Consider the following 19,629-nt stretch of genomic DNA (forward strand, 5'->3'; position numbering starts at 1 on the left):
CAGCCAGAGGGGCGGGGCCTTTTCCTCAAACCCATCATGTACAGTGGTCGCATACAACGGGCGCCGACGGGATTACGGCAACCCCGCCGACAACCCCGCCGACCCATTCTTTTGCGAAGTGATCGTTCATGACAGCTGACCGACCGGCCTCCACGAGCCCGCCCGTTCTCACCTTCATCGTCCCCGCCTACAACATGGCCCAGCATCTGCCGACCTGCCTGGATTCGCTCCTGAGCCGGGAGGGGGACGATCTGGAGGTCATCGTGGTCGACGACGGATCCACCGATGCCACAGCGCAGGTGGTGAAGTCATACCAGGCACGCCACCCGCACACTGTCCGCCTGATCAGCCAGACCAACAAGGGCCACGGCGGCGCGGTCAACACGGGTCTGGCAGCCGCCCGGGGCAGTTATATCAAGGTGGTCGATGCCGACGACTGGGTGGATCCGACCTCCCTGAGTCTGGTTCTGGACCAACTGCGCAACCAGTCGCGACGTTCGAATCCGGTGGACATGGTGGTCACCAACTATGTCTATGAAAAGGAAGGCCGCAAGCACAAGCGGGTCATCAACTTCCGCAGCGTCATGGACCCGGGACGGGTGCTGGACTGGAACCATCTGCGGCGGTTCGGGCTGGCCCAGTACATGATCATGCATGCCCTGATCCTACGCACCGAGGTGCTCCGCCAGGCCCACACCCGCCTGCCCGAGCACACCTACTACGTGGACTTCATCTACTCCTATCAGCCCCTGCCCTGGGTGCACACCCTGCTCTACCTGGACACGGATTTCTACCGTTACCACACCGGCCGTCAGGGCCAGTCAGTGCAGACCTCGATCATGATCGCCCGGGTTTCACAACTGCTGCTGGTCAACGGGCTCATGGCTGACTCCACGCCTGAACCAGGGACGGTTCCCCGTGGACTTTATCGTTATATGATCCACTATCTGTCCATTAACTGCGTAGTGACCTCGGTCTTCCTGATTCTCTCTCGCAAGCCCAGCAACTACCGAAACAAGGACATGCTCTGGCGAAGGCTGGAGCACCGCTCCCCCGTCATCGCCTCCGACGTGCGCTCCACCCTGCTCTGCAGGATGATCAACATGCCGGGCAGGCCGGGCCGCTTGGCCATCCGTCTAGGCTATAAGGCCGCCGAAGCCGCCATGGGCTTCAACTGATCGCCCACCCGCGGCAGGAGTACACAGAGGCTGAACCAGTGATGTTCGGTCCGCAGGGTCATCTCGCCCTGATAGCGGTGGGCTATGTGCCGAATGGACTTGACCCCGTAGCCATGCAGGCCATCCTCAGTCCTGGTCTTGGTGGTGGCCAGCTCGCCATTGCCTTTCCAATTCAAGGGCGATGCGAAGTAGTTTTCAATGCGAATCACCACGAATTGTCCCCGGGCATACAGGGCCACCTTGATCAGGCGGCGGTCGGGTTCCTCAACCTTCCTCAAAGCCTCAATGGCATTGTCCAAGGCGTTGCCGAAGAGGGTGGAGACATCCATGGGCGACATCCCCTCCAAGAGGGAGCCCTCGGCCACCATGGTCAGGGTGATCCCCTCTTCGGAGCAGATGCGCTCCTTGGTTGACATGACCACGTCCAGGATGGGGTTGCCGGTGTGCTGCTGCGACCCGTACCGCCCGACCGCAGCCTCCAGCTCTTCGAAATCCTGGGACTTGCGCTCAGGGTCCATCTGCGAGCGCAAGGCGGCGATCTGATGCTTGAGGTCGTGGGCGAGCCTGCCCATGGCCTCCAGATTTTCCTTGGATCGTATGTACTCCCGATGCTGGCTGTAAGCCCGGGCGTTGATGGAGGCCAGCTCGGCGCTGGTATGGCTCTCCCGCAGCTGTTCCTGCTGGGCGTAGAGCATGGCGAAGCCGCACAGATCCACCAGCGTGCGGATGTAGAAGACCTCCAGGCCGACCCGACCGGAGAAGGGGGTGTTGGTGGAGACGAAACTCAGGTTGGACATGGCGAAAGTAACCACAGCGATGACTGCAGCCATGAAGACGCTGCGTCCTGGCACAGAAGGCTGGGCATTAGCGAAGTTGCGCCGTTCCGCCACCCAGGCCAGCAGCCCTACGCCGCCATAAATCAGCACCAGCAGAATCAAGGATGCCGGGTCGTACAGGCTGTGGCTGGAAGGACGCATGAAGGAGTCCAGCTGCCAGTGCAGGGAGGCAACCAGCTCGGCCAGGACGAAGGCACGGGCCAGCAGATAGGCCCCATCCAACGGCCGCAACCCCGAAGCCAGCATGATGATGCCATACATACAGGCCACGGCCAGGCACATGCTGATGATCCAGAAGGCGATAGGCAGGGTGCCGGCCCAGTATTGGACCCCGATGAGCACGGCCAGACCAGGCAGAAGCACAACCGTCATTCTCAGGCGTGAGGTCCGCACGCCGATGGCCAGCAGATAGACCAAGCAACCCAGCCACTCGCTGATGCCCGTATAGAGCCGGGGGATGTCGGGCAGGGCATTGAGGATGTGGGTGCTGGTCATGGCCGACCTGCCACATAGGCGGTCAAAGCCGTCATGAAGGCCTTCTTGCGGGGTCGGCTGACCCGTAGCCGCTGGCCGGTAGACATGATGCAGTCCTGGTCCTCCATGCCCGTCACATGGGCTAGGTTGACCAGGTAACAGGAGTTGGAACGGAAGAATCCTTGCTGGTCCAGCTGGCCCTCCAGGCTTTTCAGCGTGCTGTTCGTGGTCAGTGAGGAATCCAAGGTGTGAATGACGCTGCTGTGGCGGACGGATTCGATGAAAACGATGTCCTTGAGGGGGATCCTGGTGGATCGGGCACCCTCGGTGATCAGGATGGACAGGTCCACGCGGCCGCGCACCTGGGCGATGGACCGGTCCAGCTCCTGGGAGAAGGCGAACCAGGGCAGGGGCTTAAGCAGATATGAGAGAGCGCCCACCTCATAGCCATTGATGGCGTATTGGGGGGCGGAGGTGATGAAGACGATGACCACCGACTCGTCACGGGCGCGCACCCTGCGGGCCACTTCGATTCCGTCCATAGGGGTCATCTGAATGTCCAGAAGGAGGATGTCATATACGGGTCGATAGCCATCCGCAAAAGCCTTGCCTTCGGTGAAGACGCTGACCGTCAGTTCTTCCTGACGTTCCTTGCGGTAACGGCTCAGGTAATTGACCATGGTCCGACAGCTGATGGAGTCGTCATCCACCACTGCGATTCTGATCATCCTGGCACACACTCCTTACCCCGTCGACCAAGGACCCATGGCCGCCGTTATCACCGTTCTTCAATGATATCGGAGATGTCCGCATGGCAGACCCCGCTTACCTGAAGCCGAACGCTGGCAAGCAGGGGGGTTGGCTTGAAAAATCAAACAAGTTTGAACTACTCGTTTTGTACGTTGCGAATGAATTCTCACTTGTGGACGGGAACGATTAGAGTCGAAACATGTCTACCTTCGCACCCTCTTCGTCCTGGAAACCCTCCACCTGGCTGGCCCGTCTGATGCTGCTGATGGCCGCGGCCGCCTGGGGGGCCGGATACACCTTCGAAAAGGTTGCCATGGAGACCCTGACCGTGCGCTGGCTGATGGGCATTCGCATCCTCTGCGCCATCGTGATCATGACACCCTTTTTGCTGCCCCGGCTGCGCAGAACCGGGGCCATACACACCCTGGTACCGGGGCTGATTCTGGGGGTCAGTTACTGGGCGGCCTTCAGCCTGCAGATGATGGGGCTGACCACCATCGCTCCGGGCCGCAACTCCTTCCTGACGGCCACCTACTGCATCTTCGTGCCCTTCCTGGTCTGGATCATGGCCCGCCGACGGCCGGCCCTGCGGCACTTCGTCGCGGCCGCCATCTGCATCCTGGGCGTGGCTCTGATCTCACTGCCGGCCCAAGGCGGGGGACAGGGGCTGGTTCTGAGCACTGGCGACCTGCTGACTCTGGCCGGCGCCCTGCTCTACGGGGTCAACCTGGTGATCACCGGTTTCCTGACCAAGAAGTTTGATGCCCCCACGCTGACCTACCTGGAGCTCCTCTTCGGCGGCATGCTCTTCCTGGTCTGCGCGCTGATCTTCGATCCCTTGCCCACTGCGGCCGACTTCACGCCCTCGACCCTGGGTTCCATGATGTATCTGACGCTGATCTCGACCCTGATGGCTCAGAACTTCCAGAACATTGCCTTCTCCAGGGTCCCCGCCGCCCAGGGTTCGCTGATCCTGTGCTCGGAGAGCCTGTTCGGCATGCTGGTCTCGGTACTGGTCCTGCACGAGGAGCTGACGGCCACCCATCTGCTGGGCTTCGCCATCATCTTCGCCGCCATCATCCTGTCCGAGGTCAGGCTTCACCCACGCCGGTCGTCGGCGGATTCCTCTGCACCTGTGTCCTCCTCCCGATAGGCTGCCCCAGGCAAGAGGTCATAGGGCATCTGCCGCTTGATCAGGTAGAAGACCAGCAGGAGCAGGGCCAGGATGCGCGTCGCAGTCTGAACCTTGCCGGTCCAAGGACCGAAGACAGCCAGGATGACTGCGGTCCGGCACAGATAGAAGAAGAAACGGGACCAGCCATGCCGCTGCTTGGTTTCGACGGTCATATGGGTGAAGGTGGCGCCCAGCGTCCGTCCCCGGCGGGGCAGGGGTATGAGCAGTTCAAAGATCAGCAGCATGCCCAGATCAACCACGGTCCCGAACACATCCAGAGCGGATGGGGCGATCAGCAATCCGCCAAAGCGATAGTGACCATCCAGCTGATAGGCACCCAGGCGATGGACCGCATAGGTCACGCCCATCCCCAGGGACATGGACAGGATGGTGGCCAGAAGCAGATCCAGAGCCAGGGAGACGGCACGATGTATGAACCCAGGGTTGGTGACCAGCTGGGCAGCGTCAGCCTGACGAGTAGGAACGAGCTTGTTGGCCACCATGGCCACCAGGTAGCCGATCAGAGCGCCTGAAGTGTTCCAGATCAGGTCGTCCACATCGAAGAGACGGTAGGCGCAGCCCACGATGCCGAAAACCCCGGTCAGCTGGGCCGTTTCGATGAAGAGGGAGACCAGGAAGGCAACCGGCAGGGCCAGGATGAAGCGCCAGCGGAAGACCCGCCCCATGATGAAGCCCAGAGGCAGGAAGAAGGCCACATTGAGCAGGATCTGCAGCATGGCCATCCGCCCGCCTGTGCTCAGGTCGGCCAGGAACTGCATGGGATTGAGCTGGGGGGTCAGATGATGGGTGGCGCAGAAGGCGGCTCGGTCGTCGGGCATGGGCCAGAGAGTGAAGAAGACCAGGGCCAGCAGATATAAGACGGTCAGGTAGGCCGCCATGGCGGCTGTCAGCCGGAGTCGGTGATAGCGGTTGTAGATCAGGGCAAGGATGGGCAGGGTCAGGATCAGCGAGGCCAGGGGCCAAAAGACCAAAGATATGCCGAAGGAGCCGCTGAAGTAGTCCAGGTATGTCGAGAGCACAATTCCAGTCTAAATCGCGCTTAAGCCTATCGCCCGATTGACTGCGCCGACGAAGAGCTCAGTCGTCGCCCAAGGTTACGTGGATGCCGCCAACCAGGGAGCTGACCAGGTTGTAGAGAAAGGCGAAAATGGTAACCAGAGCCACTACTAAGACAATCTCGAAGATAGAGAAAATGGTCACCGAACTCAGCACCGTCCCCAAGCTCAGCACCTGGCCCAGGTCGAAACCACCCGCATCTAGGCCTGTCTTGGAGATGACCTGGGTCAGGTTGTCAAAGAGTCCCATAGCGTTGAGCAGAATCCAGAGCAGGGCGGCGGCCACCACCTGAATGATGGCCCCGGCGATGGACAGCAGGAAGGTGACCTTGGCCACCGACCAAGGTTCCAACCGGGTCAAGGACAGCTGCATGCGCCGGGCCCGAGGCACGTGAGGACGCGTCGTCGAAGGGGCTTTGACCGGAGCAGCGGCAGCCGAAGCTGTGGTTCTTGCGGAACGCCCTGATGCCGTCCTGCCGGCAGCAGAAGCCGGGGGAGTGGCCGATGAGGGTTGGCGGGACTCGCCCTTTTTGGATTCATCAGCCTTGGTCTTGCCGGTTTTGGGTTTTGCTGTACCCTTCTTACCGGTACCGGCCTTGGCCTGCTTTTGATCATCCTGGCTCATCGGCACTCCTTGATCCTTGCATTCATCAGTCCGCGCATACCGCCGCAGGACCTGGACGACTTCTTACGAGGCTACCAGTCTTGTCAGACTGGTAGCGGACCTGCTCAGTCCTCCTGGGCCAGACCTTGGCCGTCGCCGGTTCCGGTGGTGGCGATGGGCTGATCCTTGGCCGCCAGGGGAGCGGCAGAAGCCACGTCAACCTGACCGCCATTCTCCTCTTGGTCGTCACGCTCGGCATTGCGGGCGATGGAGAGAATCTCGTCACCCTTGTCGGGCTTGGCCAGGGTGACCCCCTGTGTGTTGCGGCCGGTCCGCTTGACCTCGGCCACATCGGAGCGGATGACCTTGCCGGACTTCATGATGGCCATGATCTGATCGTCCTCGTTCACCACCAGGGCGCCGACCAGGGATCCCCGGCCCTCCACCATGGCGATGGCCTTGACACCGTAGCCGTTGCGGCCCTGCAGGCGGTACTCGCTCAGGGCGGTCCGCTTGGCAAAGCCCTCATCGGTGACCACCAGTAGATCATCCTCGGACTCCTTGGCGATCACGTCCATGCTCAGCAGTTCGTCGCCGGGACGGAACCGCATGCCCTGGACGCCGGCGGTCTGCCGTCCCATGGGCCGCAGAGTGGAGTCGTCGGCCGGGAAGCGCACGCTCATGCCCTTGCGGGAGACCAGGATGATCTCGTCGTCGGCATTGCAGAGGGCAGCGCCCACCAGCTCATCGCTCTGGGGCACCTCCTGTCCCTCCTCGTCGGTGACGGTGCCCAGCTCCATCAGCCGCACGGCGATCAGGCCGCCCTGACGGGGTGAATCATATTCGGTCAGGCGGGTCTTCTTGACCCTTCCGGTCCGGGTTGCCAGAACCAGATAATCGGCATCATCGTAGCCATGCAGGGAGAGGACCTGTTCGATCCGCTCGCCCGGGCCCAGCTGGAGCAGGTTGGCCACATGCTGCCCCTTGGAGTCGCGGGAGCCCTCTGGCAGTTCATAGGCCTTGAGCCGGTACACCCGGCCCTTGTTGGTGAAGAAGAGCAGCCAGTTGTGGGTGCTGGTCAGGAAGAAGTGGTCCACCACGTCGTCCTCGCGCAACCTGGCCCCGCGGATGCCCTTGCCACCGCGGTGCTGGGCCCGGTACTCATCGGCCTTGGTCCGCTTGACGAAGCCGGAGTGGGTGACGGTGACCACCACCTGCTCATCAGCGATCAGATCCTCCACGTTCATCTCACCCGAGTAGGGGACAATCCGAGTGCGCCGCTCATCGCCGTACTTGTCGACGATCTCGTCCAACTCGTCGCCCACGATGGTGCGCTGGCGTTCGGGGTGGGCAAGGATGTCGTTATAGTCGGCGATCTTGCGCATGAGATCCTCATGCTCGTCCAGGATCTTCTGCCGTTCCAGGGCGGCCAGACGGCGTAGCTGCATGGCCAGGATGGCATCGGCCTGGACCTCGTCCACATCCAGCAGCTCCATCAGGCCGGTGCGTGCTGTCTCCACGTCCTTGGAGGCGCGGATCAGGGCGATGACCTGGTCGATCATGTCCAGGGCCTTCAGATACCCCTGCAGAATATGGTCGCGATCCTCGGCCTCACGCTTCAGATAGCGGGTGCGCCGCTCCACCACATCCAGCTGGTGGTCCACCCAGTGGCGGATGAAGGCATCCAGGCTCAGGGTCCTGGGGACCCCGTCCACCAGGGCCAGCATGTTGGCCCCGAAGGTTTGCTGCAGCTGGGTGTGCTTGTAGAGGTTGTTGAGAACCACCTTGGGCACGGCATCGCGCTTGAGCACCAGGACCAGGCGCTGGCCGGTACGGCCCGAGGTCTCATCACGCATGTCGGCGATGCCCTGGATCTTGCCGTCGCGCACAGCCTCGCGGATGGAGGAGGCCAGCCGGTCGGGGTTGACCTGGTAGGGCAGCTCGGTGACCACCAGGCACATCCTGCCGCGGATCTCCTCGGTGTTGACCACGGCCCGCATGGTGATCAGACCGCGTCCGGTCCGGTAGGCCTGCTCGATGCCCTTGTGGCCCAGGATGGTGGCGCCGGTGGGGAAGTCAGGCCCCTTGATGATGGCGATCAGGGCGTTGAGCAGCTCCTCCTTGGAGGCCTCGGGATGCTCCAGGGCCCAGTGCACGCCCTTGGCCACCTCGCGCAGGTTGTGCGGGGGAATGTTGGTGGCCATGCCCACGGCAATGCCGGCTGATCCGTTGACCAGCAGGTTGGGGAAGCGGGAGGGCAGAACCGTAGGCTCCTGGGTCTTGCCATCGTAGTTGGGGATGAAATCGACCGTGTCCTTGTCGATGTCACGCACCATCTCCATGGCCAGGGGGGCCATACGGCACTCGGTGTACCTCATGGCGGCCGCCGGGTCGTCGCCAGGGGAGCCGAAGTTGCCCTGACCGTCCACCAGCGGGTAGCGCATGGACCAGGACTGGGCCAGACGCACGATGGTGTCATAGATGGCTGAATCGCCGTGGGGGTGGTACTTGCCCATGACATCGCCCACCACGCGCGAACACTTATTGTAGCCACGGTCGGGCCGGTATCCGCCGTCGTACATGGCGTAGATGACCCTGCGGTGGACCGGCTTCATACCGTCGCGGACATCGGGCAGGGCCCGCTCCACGATCACGGACAGGGCGTAGGACAGGTAGGATTCCCGCATCTCCTGCTGGAGGTCAATGGGCTGTATCCGCTCGCCTTGGAGAAGGCCATAATCAGTGCTATCCATCTCCTGGGGGCTGAGTGGCTCGCGAGACCCGTCGGGCAGGTTGAGGCCGTCCTGGTCCGAGCTGTTGTCGTTGTTGTTATCGTCTGCCAAAATCGATCCTTAGCTCAAATGGTGAAAAGGGAGAGGCGTCCGTCTCAGGCGTCGATGAAGCGGGCGTCGTGGGCGTTGCGCTGGATGAACAGACGCCGGGGTTCGACCTCGTCGCCCATGAGCATGGTGAAGGTTTCGTCGGCCTGTTCGGCATCATCGATGTGGATCTTCTTGAGGATGCGGTGTTCCGGGTCCATGGTTGTCTCCCAGAGTTCCTGGTAGCTCATCTCGCCCAGACCCTTGTAGCGCTGGATCCCTTCGCCCTTGGGCAGCTGTCGGCCTGAGGCCTTGCCCTCGGCCAGGACCCTATCGCGCTCGGCATCGGTATAGACGAAGCTGTGGGGCCCCTTGGTCCACTTGAGCCGGTAGAGCGGGGGCATGGCCACGTAGACGTAGCCGGCCTCGATCATGGGCCGCATGTAGCGGAAGAAGAGGGTCAGATTCAGGGTGGCGATATGGGCGCCGTCCACATCGGCGTCGGCCATGATGATGACCTTATGGTAGCGCACCTTGTCGATGTTGAAGTCCTCGCCGTATCCGCCGCCCACAGCCGTGATCAGGGATTCGATGGTGTCGGACTTCATCATGCGGTCCAGACTGGCCCGCTCCGTGTTGAGGATCTTGCCGCGCAGGGGCAGGATGGCCTGGGTCATGGGGTTACGGCCCTGGATGGCCGAACCCCCTGCGGAGTCGCCCTCCACGATAAAGAGCTCGCACTCCTCGGGGTCGCTGGACTGGCAGTCCTTGAGCTTATCGGGCATGCCGGCCGTCTCGAAGATGGACTTGCGGCGGGTGTTCTCACGGGCCTTCTTGGCCGCGATCCGGGCCCGGGAGGCCTCCATGGCCTTCTGGATGATGGACTTGGCCTCGCTGGGATGGGCGTCAAACCAGTCGCTCAGCCTCTCGGTCATGACCCGCTGGACGAAGGTCTTGGCCTCGGAGTTGCCCAGCTTGGTCTTGGTCTGGCCCTCGAACTGCGGGTTGGTCAGCTTGACGGAGACCACGGCGGTCAGCCCCTCGCGCACGTCATCGCCTGAGAGGTTGTCATCCTTGTCTTTGAGGATGTTTTTGTCCCGGGCGTAACGGTTGATCATGCTGGTCAGGGCCGCGCGGAACCCCTCTTCATGGGTGCCGCCCTCGGTGGTCGCGATGGTGTTGGCGAAGGTGTGGACCGACTCTGAGTAGGCGGTGGTCCACTGCATGGCCACCTCGGCGGAGATACCCAGCTTCAGGTCCTCGGCCTCGAAGTCGATAACCTCGGCCTCCACAGGCGTGGCCTTCCTGACCTTGACCAGGTAGTCCACATAGTCCTTGATGCCGTTGGCGTACTGGTAGCTGACGGACTGACCCTTCTGCTCCGGGGTCTGCTCCTCACCAGCCACCTCGTCACCGGCCTGGTTGTTGGGGCGCAGATCGGTCAGGGTGATCCGCAGACCCTTGTTGAGGAAGGCCATCTGCTGGAAACGACTGCGCAGGGTCTCGAAATCGTAGACCGTGGTCTCGAAGATTTTAGGATCGGCCCAGAAGGTCACTGAGGTACCGGTGCCCTCGTCCGGCCCCATGGCCTGATCCTTGGACAGGGGAGCCGTGGGCTTTTGGTTACGGAAACTCTGATGCCAGTGGTAACCCTGACGGCGCACCTGGACGTCGATCCGGGTAGAAAGGGCATTCACCACGGAGATGCCCACGCCGTGCAGGCCGCCCGAGACCGCGTAGCCGCCGCCACCGAACTTGCCGCCGGCATGCAGCTTGGTCATGACCACCTCGACGCCGCTCTTGCCCTCGCCTGGCACCTCGTCCACAGGAATGCCGCGGCCATTGTCATCCACCCGGATGCCGTTGTCGGGCAGGATAGTGACTTCAATATGGTCGGCGTACCCGGCCAGGGCCTCGTCGACCGAGTTGTCGACGATCTCGTAGACCAGGTGGTGCAGACCCCTGGGGCCCGTCGAACCGATGTACATGCCGGGACGGACGCGAACCGCCTCCAGTCCCTCCAGCACCTTCAGATCGCTGGCGTCGTAATGCTCGGGGGAGAGCGAGTCGTCCAGCTGCGCGTCGTCCAGCTGATCCTGGCCCGTCATGCCATCATCCTGAGGCTTGTCCTCCTCATGCTCCCGGCCCTCTTGCGGGGTCCGGGACGGGTCAGTGTTGAGATCTGCCACGGATAGTCCTTTCTGCACCCCCATCGTCGGCCACTGACGACAAAGCAGCTTCCGTTCGTGGTCGAGCGGGGGATCGAGTCATGGTCACCAGGTTCCAAATCGTCCATAAAGGGGCCTTGGAAGCGTTTGACCCTATAACCTATAGATTACCAGCGCTAGGGGACTTTAGGCTTACAGAAAGCTGGGAAGACGGTATTCGCAGATTATGGGTTCATCCGTAGGTGTCGCGCACACCTCGGCCGGGTGGATCGAACCGTGACCGGCGGAAGCTGTAGTTGTGGGGGCCGGTCACCCGGATCTGCTTGACCGGCATGCCCAGACGCTTGACAATGGTCGCCTTGAGCTGGGGGACCAGGTAGGTCAGCTGAGTGGCCCAGACCGTGGTCTGCGCCTGGATGACCAGCACGCCCTCCCGGTAGGAGACCACTCTCGAATGGGCGGCGATACCGGGGCCCACCACACTGTCCCACTGGTTGCGCAGCCTGGCCACCTTCAGATGGCTGGTCCACCCGCTTCCGGCAGCCAGGCTGGTCACCACTCCGCCCAGTTTGGCTGGGTCGCGGCCCGGCTTGCCGAATGCATACCAGGCCTTACGGGAGTCATCCTCCCGCTGCCGACGAGTGGCCGCCCGTCGCGTGCAGCCCTCGAAGACCAAGGCCGGCAACCGACGCTGGTCCAGGTGCAGGGTCTCAACCATGGGTGCCTTCATGACAGGTCGTTCCCCTCCGGCCCATCCGGCATATCCGAGCCGCCATCGACCGTTCCCCTTGTTCGCCGTAGATCCTGCATGGCACTGGCGATGGCCGGATCCTGAGCGGCCGGATCGGATGGCTGCGAGGGCCTCAACCTGGACACATCCACCAACCTGGCGCCCTGCAGGGAGGGAATATCGCTATCGGCGGCCACGGTGATGAGCACCTGGTCCTGCTGGCGGGCAAAGTCGAGAATCTGATCCCTGCGGCCCCGATCCAACTGGGCGAAGACATCATCCAGAATGACGATGGGCTCCAAGGAGCGACGATCCTTGACCACCTGCAGCAGAGCCAGTCTCAGAGCCAAGGCCAGGGTCCACATCTCACCGTTGGAGGCGAACTCCCGGGCAGGCATGCCGTTGAGAGTGAAGGCCAGATCATCGCGCTGGGGACCGATCAGATTGGTGCCCCGGGCCACTTCTCCCGGATATATCCGCTGAAAGTGACGACTGACTGCTTCGGCGACCTCGGGACCGGTCTGTCTATCGGATCCGATCTCCTCCAGGGAGGGCCGGTAGGTCAATCGGGCATCCTGATCAGGGCCTGCCAGCCGGCCATACAGATCACTGAAGGGCTGATTCAGGGCCTCTACCAGAGCCGCCCGTCGTCGACTCAGATCCAACCCGGTACGAATAAACTGCCCGGTCCATACCTCTAGGCCGGACAGTGCTGCGTCACGCCCATCGCCTGAAGGGTCACGGCCCGCCTGGGAGAGCTGCTTGAGCAGGGCGGCGCGCTGCCTGGCCACATGGCGAAAATCCTGCCGAACCTGGAAGTAATCGGCATCGAGCTGGCTGCCGGCCTGATCCAGCACGGCTCGCCTGGCTGCCGGCTCTCCGGAGACCATCAGCTGATCCTCAGGGCTGAAGGTCACGCAGGGCACCCGGCCTACCAGGTCACGCTGATAGAGGGAAGGCCCGCCGTTGATTCTTCCCCGATTGGCCCCCTTGGCGGCAATGGTCAGCTCATAGTCGGTGGCGGTTCCGTCCTGCTCCAGCCTGGCCCTGATGGTGGCCTTGGACTGCCCACGCTCTACCAGGGGCAGTGAGGATGAGGTCCTATGGCTGCTGCCAGTGGACAGGACCTCGACGGCCTCGACCAGGTTGGTCTTGCCCAGACCGTTGCGTCCCGCCAGAATGGACACTCCGGGCTCCAGATCGAGGACGCAGTGCTCCCAGGAACGGAAGTGATCCAGAACCAGACGGGAGATGTGCACGGCGATCGTTCCTCGAACCTACCCGGATGTCAGTTGTTGAAACGCATGGGCACCAGCAGGTAACGGTAGTCCATGGACTCCTCGGAATCCTGCTCCTGCTGGCCGTTGAACTCCACGGCTTTGACCGCCGAGGTCATTTTGATACGGACAAAGGGCTCAGCGATGGCGCCCAGCCCGTCAATCAGATAACTGGGATTGAAGGCCACCGTGATGTCTTCGCCATCCAGATCAGCCTGCAGAACCTCATGGGCCTGTGCTTCGTCAGCCGTGCCTGCGCTCAGGGTTACCTCGTTGCCGGAGAAGACCATGCGAATGGGGGCGTTGCGTTCGGCCACCAAGGCCACGCGCTTGATGGCGTCGATCAGATCCTGCCGGGCGATGACCGCCTGGATGGGGTACTCATCCGAAAAGAGGCGATCCACGGCCGGGAATTCCCCGTCGATCAACTGGGTGGTGGATATCTTGCCAGCGTTTTCCACGCCCATGATGGTGGGGTTGTCAGCCTCGTAATCCATGGTTACGTTCTGGTGCTCGTCCAGGGAGCGGGCGATGTCGCGCAACAGAGAGCCGCGGATCAGCATCGAGGTGGAGAAATCAGCGTCGCGGGGAGTCCAGGTGAAGCTCGAGCGGGACAGTCTGAAACGGTCGGTGGCGGTCATGACCACCTTGTCCCCGTTGATCTCGGTCTTGACACTGGTCAGGACTGGACGGCTCTCTTCCCGGGAAACAGCGACGATGGACTGGGAGATGGATTGGATAAAGGTTTCAGCATCCACCTGACCCATGGGCTCGGGAACGGCAGGGAGGTCGGGATACTCGCTGTCAGGCATCAGCTGCAGGGAAAAAGTGGATTTACCCGAGGTGATGGTCATTTTGGATCCCTCGGTTGATAGGTAAGTCTTCTCTGATGGCAGGGATTTGGTGATGTCCGCCAGCAGTTTGCCTAGCACCAGGGCAGTTCCGGATTCGTCGATGCCTGCCTCGATGTGGTTTCTCGCTGAAACCTCGTAATCGAAGGCAGAGAGCTTCAATGTTCCGTCAGAGGCCTCCATCCTGATGCCGGCCAGAATAGGCGAAGCTGGTCGGGAGGGGATGATGCGGGTGGTCCAAGCCACTGCATCCGAGAGTGCGGATGAATTCACTTCAACTTTCATGGGGGCCTTCTTGTCGACGAATGAACTGGACTCATTCTATCGAATAGGTCAGGTGATGTGGTTGGAGTGAAGAGATGTGCTTGAGTGTGATGGTGACTATTGCATAAATATACATAGAGTCATCGTAATAAGCTCGGTGGATGGTGTGGATAAGTTCCCAGATCCTTGCAATGCGGTGGATAGACCTCATTGAAGCGATGTGGATAAGTGGTGAGATTGATGTGAGTAAGAAGTCGAGTTATCCACAGGAGCGGATTTTTGCTTAGTTATGCACAAAACTGATGTGGTTATTCGCTGAAGATCCACCACTTGTCCCCGGAAAATCGGTGGGTTATTCCCAAGGTTTGCCCACATCCGGGGATAAGTAGGTGGATATCTTTTTCTGTCGATCCACACTAGGGTCTGCGTGTCGCATCAATTCTGAGGTTGTTTGAGCCGAACAGTCAGCTCCATGACATAGTTGTAAATCTCCCGCTTTTCCTGCATCTCGTTGGAGATACGCGTGTAGGCATGCATGACTGTGGTGTGATCGCGGCCGCCGAAGACCTCGCCGATGTCTACCAGGGACATGCTGGTCATTTCCCGTGCCAGATACATGGCAATCTGCCGGGCCAGGGCGATGTTCTTGGTGCGCGTACGGCCGACGATATCGTCAAAGGTCAGATGGAAGTACTTGGCCACCTGGGAGATGATGTCAGTGGGCTTGATCTCTACGTCCGTGGAGAAGAAGTCCTGCAGGGTCTGTTCAGCCAAGGCCGTGGTGACTGGCTGGTTATTGAGGCTGGCCACGGCTGTGACACGAGTCAGAGCCCCCTCAAGCTCTCGGATGTTCTCGGTGAAGCGTTCCGCGATCAGATCCAGGACCTCGTTGGGAATGCTGACCCCGTTCATGGAGGCCATCATCCTCAGAATGGCCACCCTGGTCTCCCGGTCTGGCGGCTTGACATCCACGGTCAGGCCCGAGTCAAAGCGCGAGATCAGTCGTGATTCGAAGCCTTTCAGGTTCTTAGGGGCCACGTCCGAGGCGATGACGATGCGCTTGTTGGCATCATGCAGAGCATTAAAGGTGTGGAAGAACTGGTCCAGGGTGGCTTCCTTGCCCCCCAGAAACTGGATGTCATCGATAAGGAGCACATCCACCTGCCGGTAGCGGCGATTGAATTCCGCGATCTGGCCCGAGCCTTGGGTGGAATTCTGCAGGGCGTCGATGAACTCGTTGGTGAATTCCTCCGAGTTGACATATCGGACCTTGAGCGAGGGATCCTTGACCAGGGCATAGTTGCCGATGGCGTTGAGCAGATGGGTCTTGCCCAGGCCCGAGCTGCCATAGATACACAAGGGGTTGAAGTCCTGGCCAGATCCTTCGGCAACGGCCAGGGCCACGGTCCGCGCGAAGCGGTTGGAGTCGCCTGGGACGAAGGTGTCGAAGGTGGCATTCTTGTTCAGGTGGGTCTGTGGGTCGCGCTCCACCCGGTTCTGGTTCATGGGGAAGCGGGGCACGGTAAAGGCGGGCCGGGATGCGGTCCTCTCCGCCTCGCTCGGCTGGTCAGCATCAGCGCCTGCTGTTGGCCTCATAGCGGGGGAGGGCTCGGACAGCTCGGCCTGCATATCCAGGGTCATGGGCACATAGGTGCCTTCGTGGAAGTCATTGACGGAGACAATCGGAGACTTGGAGGTTTCAGCAGTCTCGGTCCGCCAGTTCGAATGGGCCTCTGAGTCGGAAGAGGATTGGTTGGCGCCAGCCTGACGCTGGTAGTCGCCATAGGGATCCTGAGCAGGACTGGGGACTTGGCGGAACTCGCCGCTGCCCGGGGCGGAGCCCGCCATGGCGGATGTGCGTTGGTCACTCTGCTGATCGGCAGCCATCTGCTTGGCCATCTGCTCTGGGTAGACGATTTTGATGGCCGGGAACATTTCCTGGTTGGTGACCAGTTGCAATGCACTGAGGACGGGCTGACTGAGAGGCCCCTGAATTGCTTCCTGCGTAGCCTTGGAGGAGACCCGTAGAACGATGGTGGTGCCGAAGACCGCCTCGGGGGTGATGTCCTCCAGCCAGCCCTTGTCCCTAGAGGTCAGTGAGCTGCTGTAGCGGAGCACCTGCAGGACCGAATCCCAGATTCTCTTGGCCTGGGCAGCGGCATCCAGCGGATCCTGCGCCATCAGTGTGCTCCTCTCTTCTCGACGACGGATTGTCCCGTTCTTCATGCTTCTCTCAAAGTCGACAGTAGCCCATTGTTACACCGACTTTGCGCGGTTATCCACAGGATAGCGTGTTGTATCTGCGGCGAATGTGAATAACAGTGATGTAATTTGTGGATAAGTGAGGGGCCTCTTTCTCCCACCATGACAGGGTTTGCACGGGGTAAGTAGCAGTGCTCACGAGTTGGATGACGGAAGCCTGTTTGACTCCGTCCCGGCTCATGTGTACCGTGATATAGCTTGACTCATAACGAGCCGTACTCGAGTATGTCTACACACGGGAGCAACGAATTATGAAGAGGACATTCCAGCCCAACAATCGCCGTCGTCACATGAAGCACGGATTCCGCGCTCGCATGCGCACCCGCTCCGGTCGCGCTCTGATCAACCGCCGCCGGGCCAAGGGTCGTCGCACCCTCTCCGCCTGAATCGGATCCTAATTCCTTTTCAGAAGGTGGAACGGCTGAGGAGCCACCGGGAGTTCACGGCGGTGCTCAGGCGACGCCATCGGGTCAGCAGCCGGGATCTGGTCATACATTATTTGATACCCGGATCTGACCGGACGGTGATCCCGCTGCCGGCGACATCGGTTGCGAGCGAAGGGCGGCATGACATCCTGCCTACAGGCAGACGCCGCATGGGGCTCGCTATATCCAAAAATGTGGGCAAGGCGGTGACCAGGAACAAGGTCAAGCGCAGATTCAGGCAACTTGCCGGATCCAAGGAGGACCTGCTGCCATCCTCCTGTGATCTGGTCATGCGCGCCAAACCCAGCGCTGCTACAGCCACCTACCAGCAGTTGGAGGAGCAAGTGGACAGGCTCTTCCGTGACCTCATGCGCAAGAGCGGAAAGACTGCCGACGGTCTCGATGTACAGGGACAGGCAGATCCGCAGCTGGCCGGGTCAAAGCGTCAACCGGTTCAAGGGCTGGAAGTCAGCGAAGGAAGTAGGGCATGAGCGGCCTGGCCTCCCGGGCTCTGCAGGGTGCAGTCCGCTGGTATCAACGCCACATCTCACCCTTGTCGCCGCCTAGGTGCCGTTACTATCCGACTTGTTCCCAGTATGCTTTGACTGCCCTGCAACGGTTCGGGGCCTTGCGTGGAACTATTCTGGCCGTTCTGCGGCTATTGCGTTGCACGCCCTTCAACAACGGCGGAATCGATGACGTGCCCCGGAGATTTTCCATCTTCTATCGATTCTCGTGGTCCAAGGCCCATGAGGAGGCCCGGCTGACCCCCATGGCCCCAGACAAGGAGACGGCCTGACAATGTTCCAGAACAACGACACTTTCACTTTCGATACGGGCATATACGGCTTCTTCTATAAGATCCTGTACCCCATCGAGTGGCTCATGACCTACATCATGACCTACTGCCACAAGTTCCTGACCCTGATCGGGTTCCACAAGGGTCCCGGCGTGGCCTGGGCGCTCTCGGTAGTGATGCTGGTGCTGGTCGTCAACCTGTGCGTGTTGCCGCTCTTCATCAAGCAGCTGCGATCCATGCAGAAGATGCAGGCCCTGCAGCCCAAGCTGATGAAGATTCAGAACAAGTACCGTAACAAGAAGGATCCTGCCAGCCGAGAAGCCATGAGCCGGGAGACCATGAAGGTCTACCAGGACAATCATGCTAACCCCATGGGATCCTGTCTGCCCGCACTGGTTCAGGGCCCGGTCTTCATGACCATGTTCTACGTGCTGTCGGCTGTGCCCTTTATCGCCCGGGGCAAGCGGGCACCTCTGGGAGCCTTCAACAGGCAGGTGGCGCGAGAATTCGAAGAGACCACCTTCTTTGGGCTGCGGATTTCGGACAACTTCATGTCTGCCCAGGGTGCGGGTCGCATAGTCATTGTGGTCTTCATCGTGCTCATGTGCCTGGCCATGTTCTACTCGCAGTTCCATAATGTTCGGCGGAACATGCCCAGGTCGGCCATGCAGGGACAGCAGTACAAGATGCAGCAGATGATGGCCTTCATCTTCCCGGTCATGTACATCTTCTCGGGTATCTACTTCCCCTTCGCTGTGCTGATTTACTGGCTGACTAACAATCTTTGGAATCTGGGCCGAACCCTCTTCCAGGTCCGCCATATGCCTACGCCGGGCTCGCCTGCTGCGGAGAGCAAGGAGGAGCGGGATCACCGCCATGAGAATGCCCGCCGCAAGCGCCAGGGGCTGCCCTCCCTGGAGGAGGAGCAGTTGATGGAGGCCAAGCGGCTGGAAGAGGAAGCCCGCAACAACAAGAACGTCTCCCACCAGCGTTCTCAGCCCCATCGCAAACGTCGCGGCCGTTGATGCAGCTAGTAGCAGTGGTGGCCGACGTGGTGACCTGGCTTTCGGTCGGGCGGATACTGGAGTAGTCTGCAATCATCACATCCGTGTATCCTCAATACTGGACACTCGATTGGTGACCAGGAATCCAGTGGGCCTGAGGTTATGAATCGGATGTAAACGCGTGTAAGGAGAGCATAGATGTCTCAGTCTCTGGACCAGGGAAAGACCATCGAGCAACTCAATGAGGAGGCGGATGTCGCCGCCGACTATCTGGAGGGGTTGCTGGACATCGTCGATTACGAGGGCGATATCGAGATGGGGGTGCGCAACCACCGTCCGACCGTGCAGATTGTGGCTGACGACGATACGGACATCAAGCATCTGATCGGCAAGGATGGCGAGGTAGTCGACGCTCTTCAACAGCTGACGCGGCTGGCCGTGCAGCAGAAGATAGGGGAGCGCTCCCATCTGATCGTGGATGTGGACGGCTTTCTACGGCGCAAGCGTGAGCATCTTCGCGAGCAGGCCCTGGATGTGATCGATGAAGTTCGTGAGACCGGTGAACCGGTCAATATGAAGCCCATGAACTCCTTCGAGCGCAAGATCGTCCATGACATGGTTCGCGAGGAGGGTCTGAAGTCACGCTCCCACGGTGAGGAGCCTCACCGGTACGTCACCGTCTACCTGAAGGCCAAGAACGAAGACGAGGACCTGCCTGACGACGTTGAGGACGAGCCAGTCGGGTATGACGTCCTGCGGGACGCTGATGACGCTGATCAGGTCGAGGATTCGGCTGACTACAGGGCTGATGACGATCCTGCTGACGCGGACAGGGAGTGACAGTAGAGCCAAGTAGAGCTATGCTCCGATGAAGTATTTGTGATGTCGGCCTTTTTGGATTGCTCCATTGTTTGGTGCGGCCATACTGTGTAAGTCCG

At 60.8% G+C, this 19,629-nt stretch carries 16 protein-coding genes and 1 pseudogene; 7 read left to right on the forward strand and 10 right to left on the reverse strand.

The window, feature by feature from the left end; all coding sequences use genetic code 11:
• The first annotated feature begins 128 nt into the window (after window positions 1-128).
• Complete coding sequence (locus CI601_RS06945) at window positions 129-1,178, forward strand: glycosyltransferase family A protein (RefSeq protein WP_121914848.1); 1,050 nt, start codon at window positions 129-131, stop codon at window positions 1,176-1,178.
• Here CI601_RS06945 and CI601_RS06950 read toward each other — a convergent pair.
• Together CI601_RS06950 and CI601_RS06955 are read right to left on the reverse strand one after the other, a co-directional pair.
• A complete protein-coding gene (locus tag CI601_RS06950) occupies window positions 1,142-2,509 on the reverse strand; it encodes a sensor histidine kinase (protein WP_121914849.1) in 1,368 nt (455 codons plus the stop codon). The genes CI601_RS06945 and CI601_RS06950 overlap by 37 nt on opposite strands.
• Window positions 2,506-3,216: a LytTR family DNA-binding domain-containing protein gene (locus tag CI601_RS06955; RefSeq protein WP_121914850.1), complete on the reverse strand. Its 711-nt coding sequence runs from the start codon at window positions 3,214-3,216 to the stop codon at window positions 2,506-2,508. The genes CI601_RS06950 and CI601_RS06955 overlap by 4 nt, the downstream gene beginning before the upstream one ends.
• Window positions 3,217-3,437: 221 nt before the next feature.
• Between CI601_RS06955 and CI601_RS06960 the strand changes: the two genes are divergently transcribed.
• The gene (locus tag CI601_RS06960; RefSeq protein ID WP_121914851.1) at window positions 3,438-4,391 is read left to right on the forward strand and encodes a DMT family transporter; all 954 of its coding nucleotides are present in this window, start codon (window positions 3,438-3,440) and stop codon (window positions 4,389-4,391) included.
• On the opposite strand, the gene CI601_RS06965 is transcribed toward CI601_RS06960, so the two are convergent.
• The 8 genes from CI601_RS06965 to dnaA all read right to left on the reverse strand — a co-directional run bounded on the left by CI601_RS06965 (window position 4,337) and on the right by dnaA (window position 16,382).
• Entirely contained in the window at window positions 4,337-5,452 is a 1,116-nt protein-coding gene (locus CI601_RS06965) for a VanZ family protein (protein WP_121914852.1), read from the reverse strand. The genes CI601_RS06960 and CI601_RS06965 overlap by 55 nt on opposite strands.
• Before the next feature lie 58 nt (window positions 5,453-5,510).
• Window positions 5,511-6,113, reverse strand: a complete 603-nt coding sequence (locus CI601_RS06970; protein WP_121914853.1) for a DUF3566 domain-containing protein — start codon at window positions 6,111-6,113, stop codon at window positions 5,511-5,513.
• A 104-nt stretch (window positions 6,114-6,217) separates the two neighbouring features.
• Window positions 6,218-8,845, reverse strand: a complete 2,628-nt coding sequence (gene gyrA, locus CI601_RS06975) for a DNA gyrase subunit A (RefSeq protein WP_395948013.1) — start codon at window positions 8,843-8,845, stop codon at window positions 6,218-6,220.
• 134 nt (window positions 8,846-8,979) lie between these two features.
• Window positions 8,980-11,019: a DNA topoisomerase (ATP-hydrolyzing) subunit B gene (gene gyrB / locus CI601_RS06980; RefSeq protein ID WP_220702629.1), complete on the reverse strand. Its 2,040-nt coding sequence runs from the start codon at window positions 11,017-11,019 to the stop codon at window positions 8,980-8,982.
• Window positions 11,020-11,311: 292 nt separating this feature from the next.
• Window positions 11,312-11,809 (reverse strand): DUF721 domain-containing protein, encoded by a 498-nt coding sequence (locus tag CI601_RS06985; protein ID WP_121914855.1) that lies wholly within the window; start codon window positions 11,807-11,809, stop codon window positions 11,312-11,314.
• A complete protein-coding gene (gene recF / locus CI601_RS06990) occupies window positions 11,806-13,068 on the reverse strand; it encodes a DNA replication/repair protein RecF (protein ID WP_121914856.1) in 1,263 nt (420 codons plus the stop codon). Before recF ends, CI601_RS06985 begins: the two co-directional genes overlap by 4 nt.
• Before the next feature lie 29 nt (window positions 13,069-13,097).
• Window positions 13,098-14,222, reverse strand: a complete 1,125-nt coding sequence (dnaN, locus tag CI601_RS06995) for a DNA polymerase III subunit beta (protein WP_121914857.1) — start codon at window positions 14,220-14,222, stop codon at window positions 13,098-13,100.
• 414 nt (window positions 14,223-14,636) lie between these two features.
• The gene (gene dnaA / locus CI601_RS07000; protein WP_121914858.1) at window positions 14,637-16,382 is read right to left on the reverse strand and encodes a chromosomal replication initiator protein DnaA; all 1,746 of its coding nucleotides are present in this window, start codon (window positions 16,380-16,382) and stop codon (window positions 14,637-14,639) included.
• Window positions 16,383-16,714: 332 nt separating this feature from the next.
• Between dnaA and rpmH the strand changes: the two genes are divergently transcribed.
• The 5 genes and pseudogenes from rpmH (at window position 16,715) to CI601_RS07025 (ending at window position 19,531) form a co-directional block, all read left to right on the forward strand.
• On the forward strand, window positions 16,715-16,849 hold the full coding sequence (rpmH, locus tag CI601_RS07005) for a 50S ribosomal protein L34 (RefSeq protein ID WP_015022700.1): 135 nt from the start codon (window positions 16,715-16,717) through the stop codon (window positions 16,847-16,849).
• Between the two features lie 26 nt (window positions 16,850-16,875).
• Window positions 16,876-17,268, forward strand: a pseudogene (gene rnpA / locus CI601_RS07010) (ribonuclease P protein component); the annotation flags it as partial.
• A 107-nt stretch (window positions 17,269-17,375) separates the two neighbouring features.
• On the forward strand, window positions 17,376-17,687 hold the full coding sequence (gene yidD / locus CI601_RS07015) for a membrane protein insertion efficiency factor YidD (protein ID WP_024627112.1): 312 nt from the start codon (window positions 17,376-17,378) through the stop codon (window positions 17,685-17,687).
• A gap of 2 nt (window positions 17,688-17,689) precedes the next feature.
• Window positions 17,690-18,712 (forward strand): membrane protein insertase YidC, encoded by a 1,023-nt coding sequence (gene yidC, locus CI601_RS07020; RefSeq protein WP_024627111.1) that lies wholly within the window; start codon window positions 17,690-17,692, stop codon window positions 18,710-18,712.
• A 177-nt stretch (window positions 18,713-18,889) separates the two neighbouring features.
• Window positions 18,890-19,531, forward strand: a complete 642-nt coding sequence (locus CI601_RS07025) for a R3H domain-containing nucleic acid-binding protein (protein WP_121914860.1) — start codon at window positions 18,890-18,892, stop codon at window positions 19,529-19,531.
• Window positions 19,532-19,629 lie beyond the last annotated feature (98 nt).

This window comes from Bifidobacterium sp. wkB344 (assembly GCF_003688305.1).
GTDB lineage: Bacteria > Actinomycetota > Actinomycetes > Actinomycetales > Bifidobacteriaceae > Bombiscardovia > Bombiscardovia mizhiensis.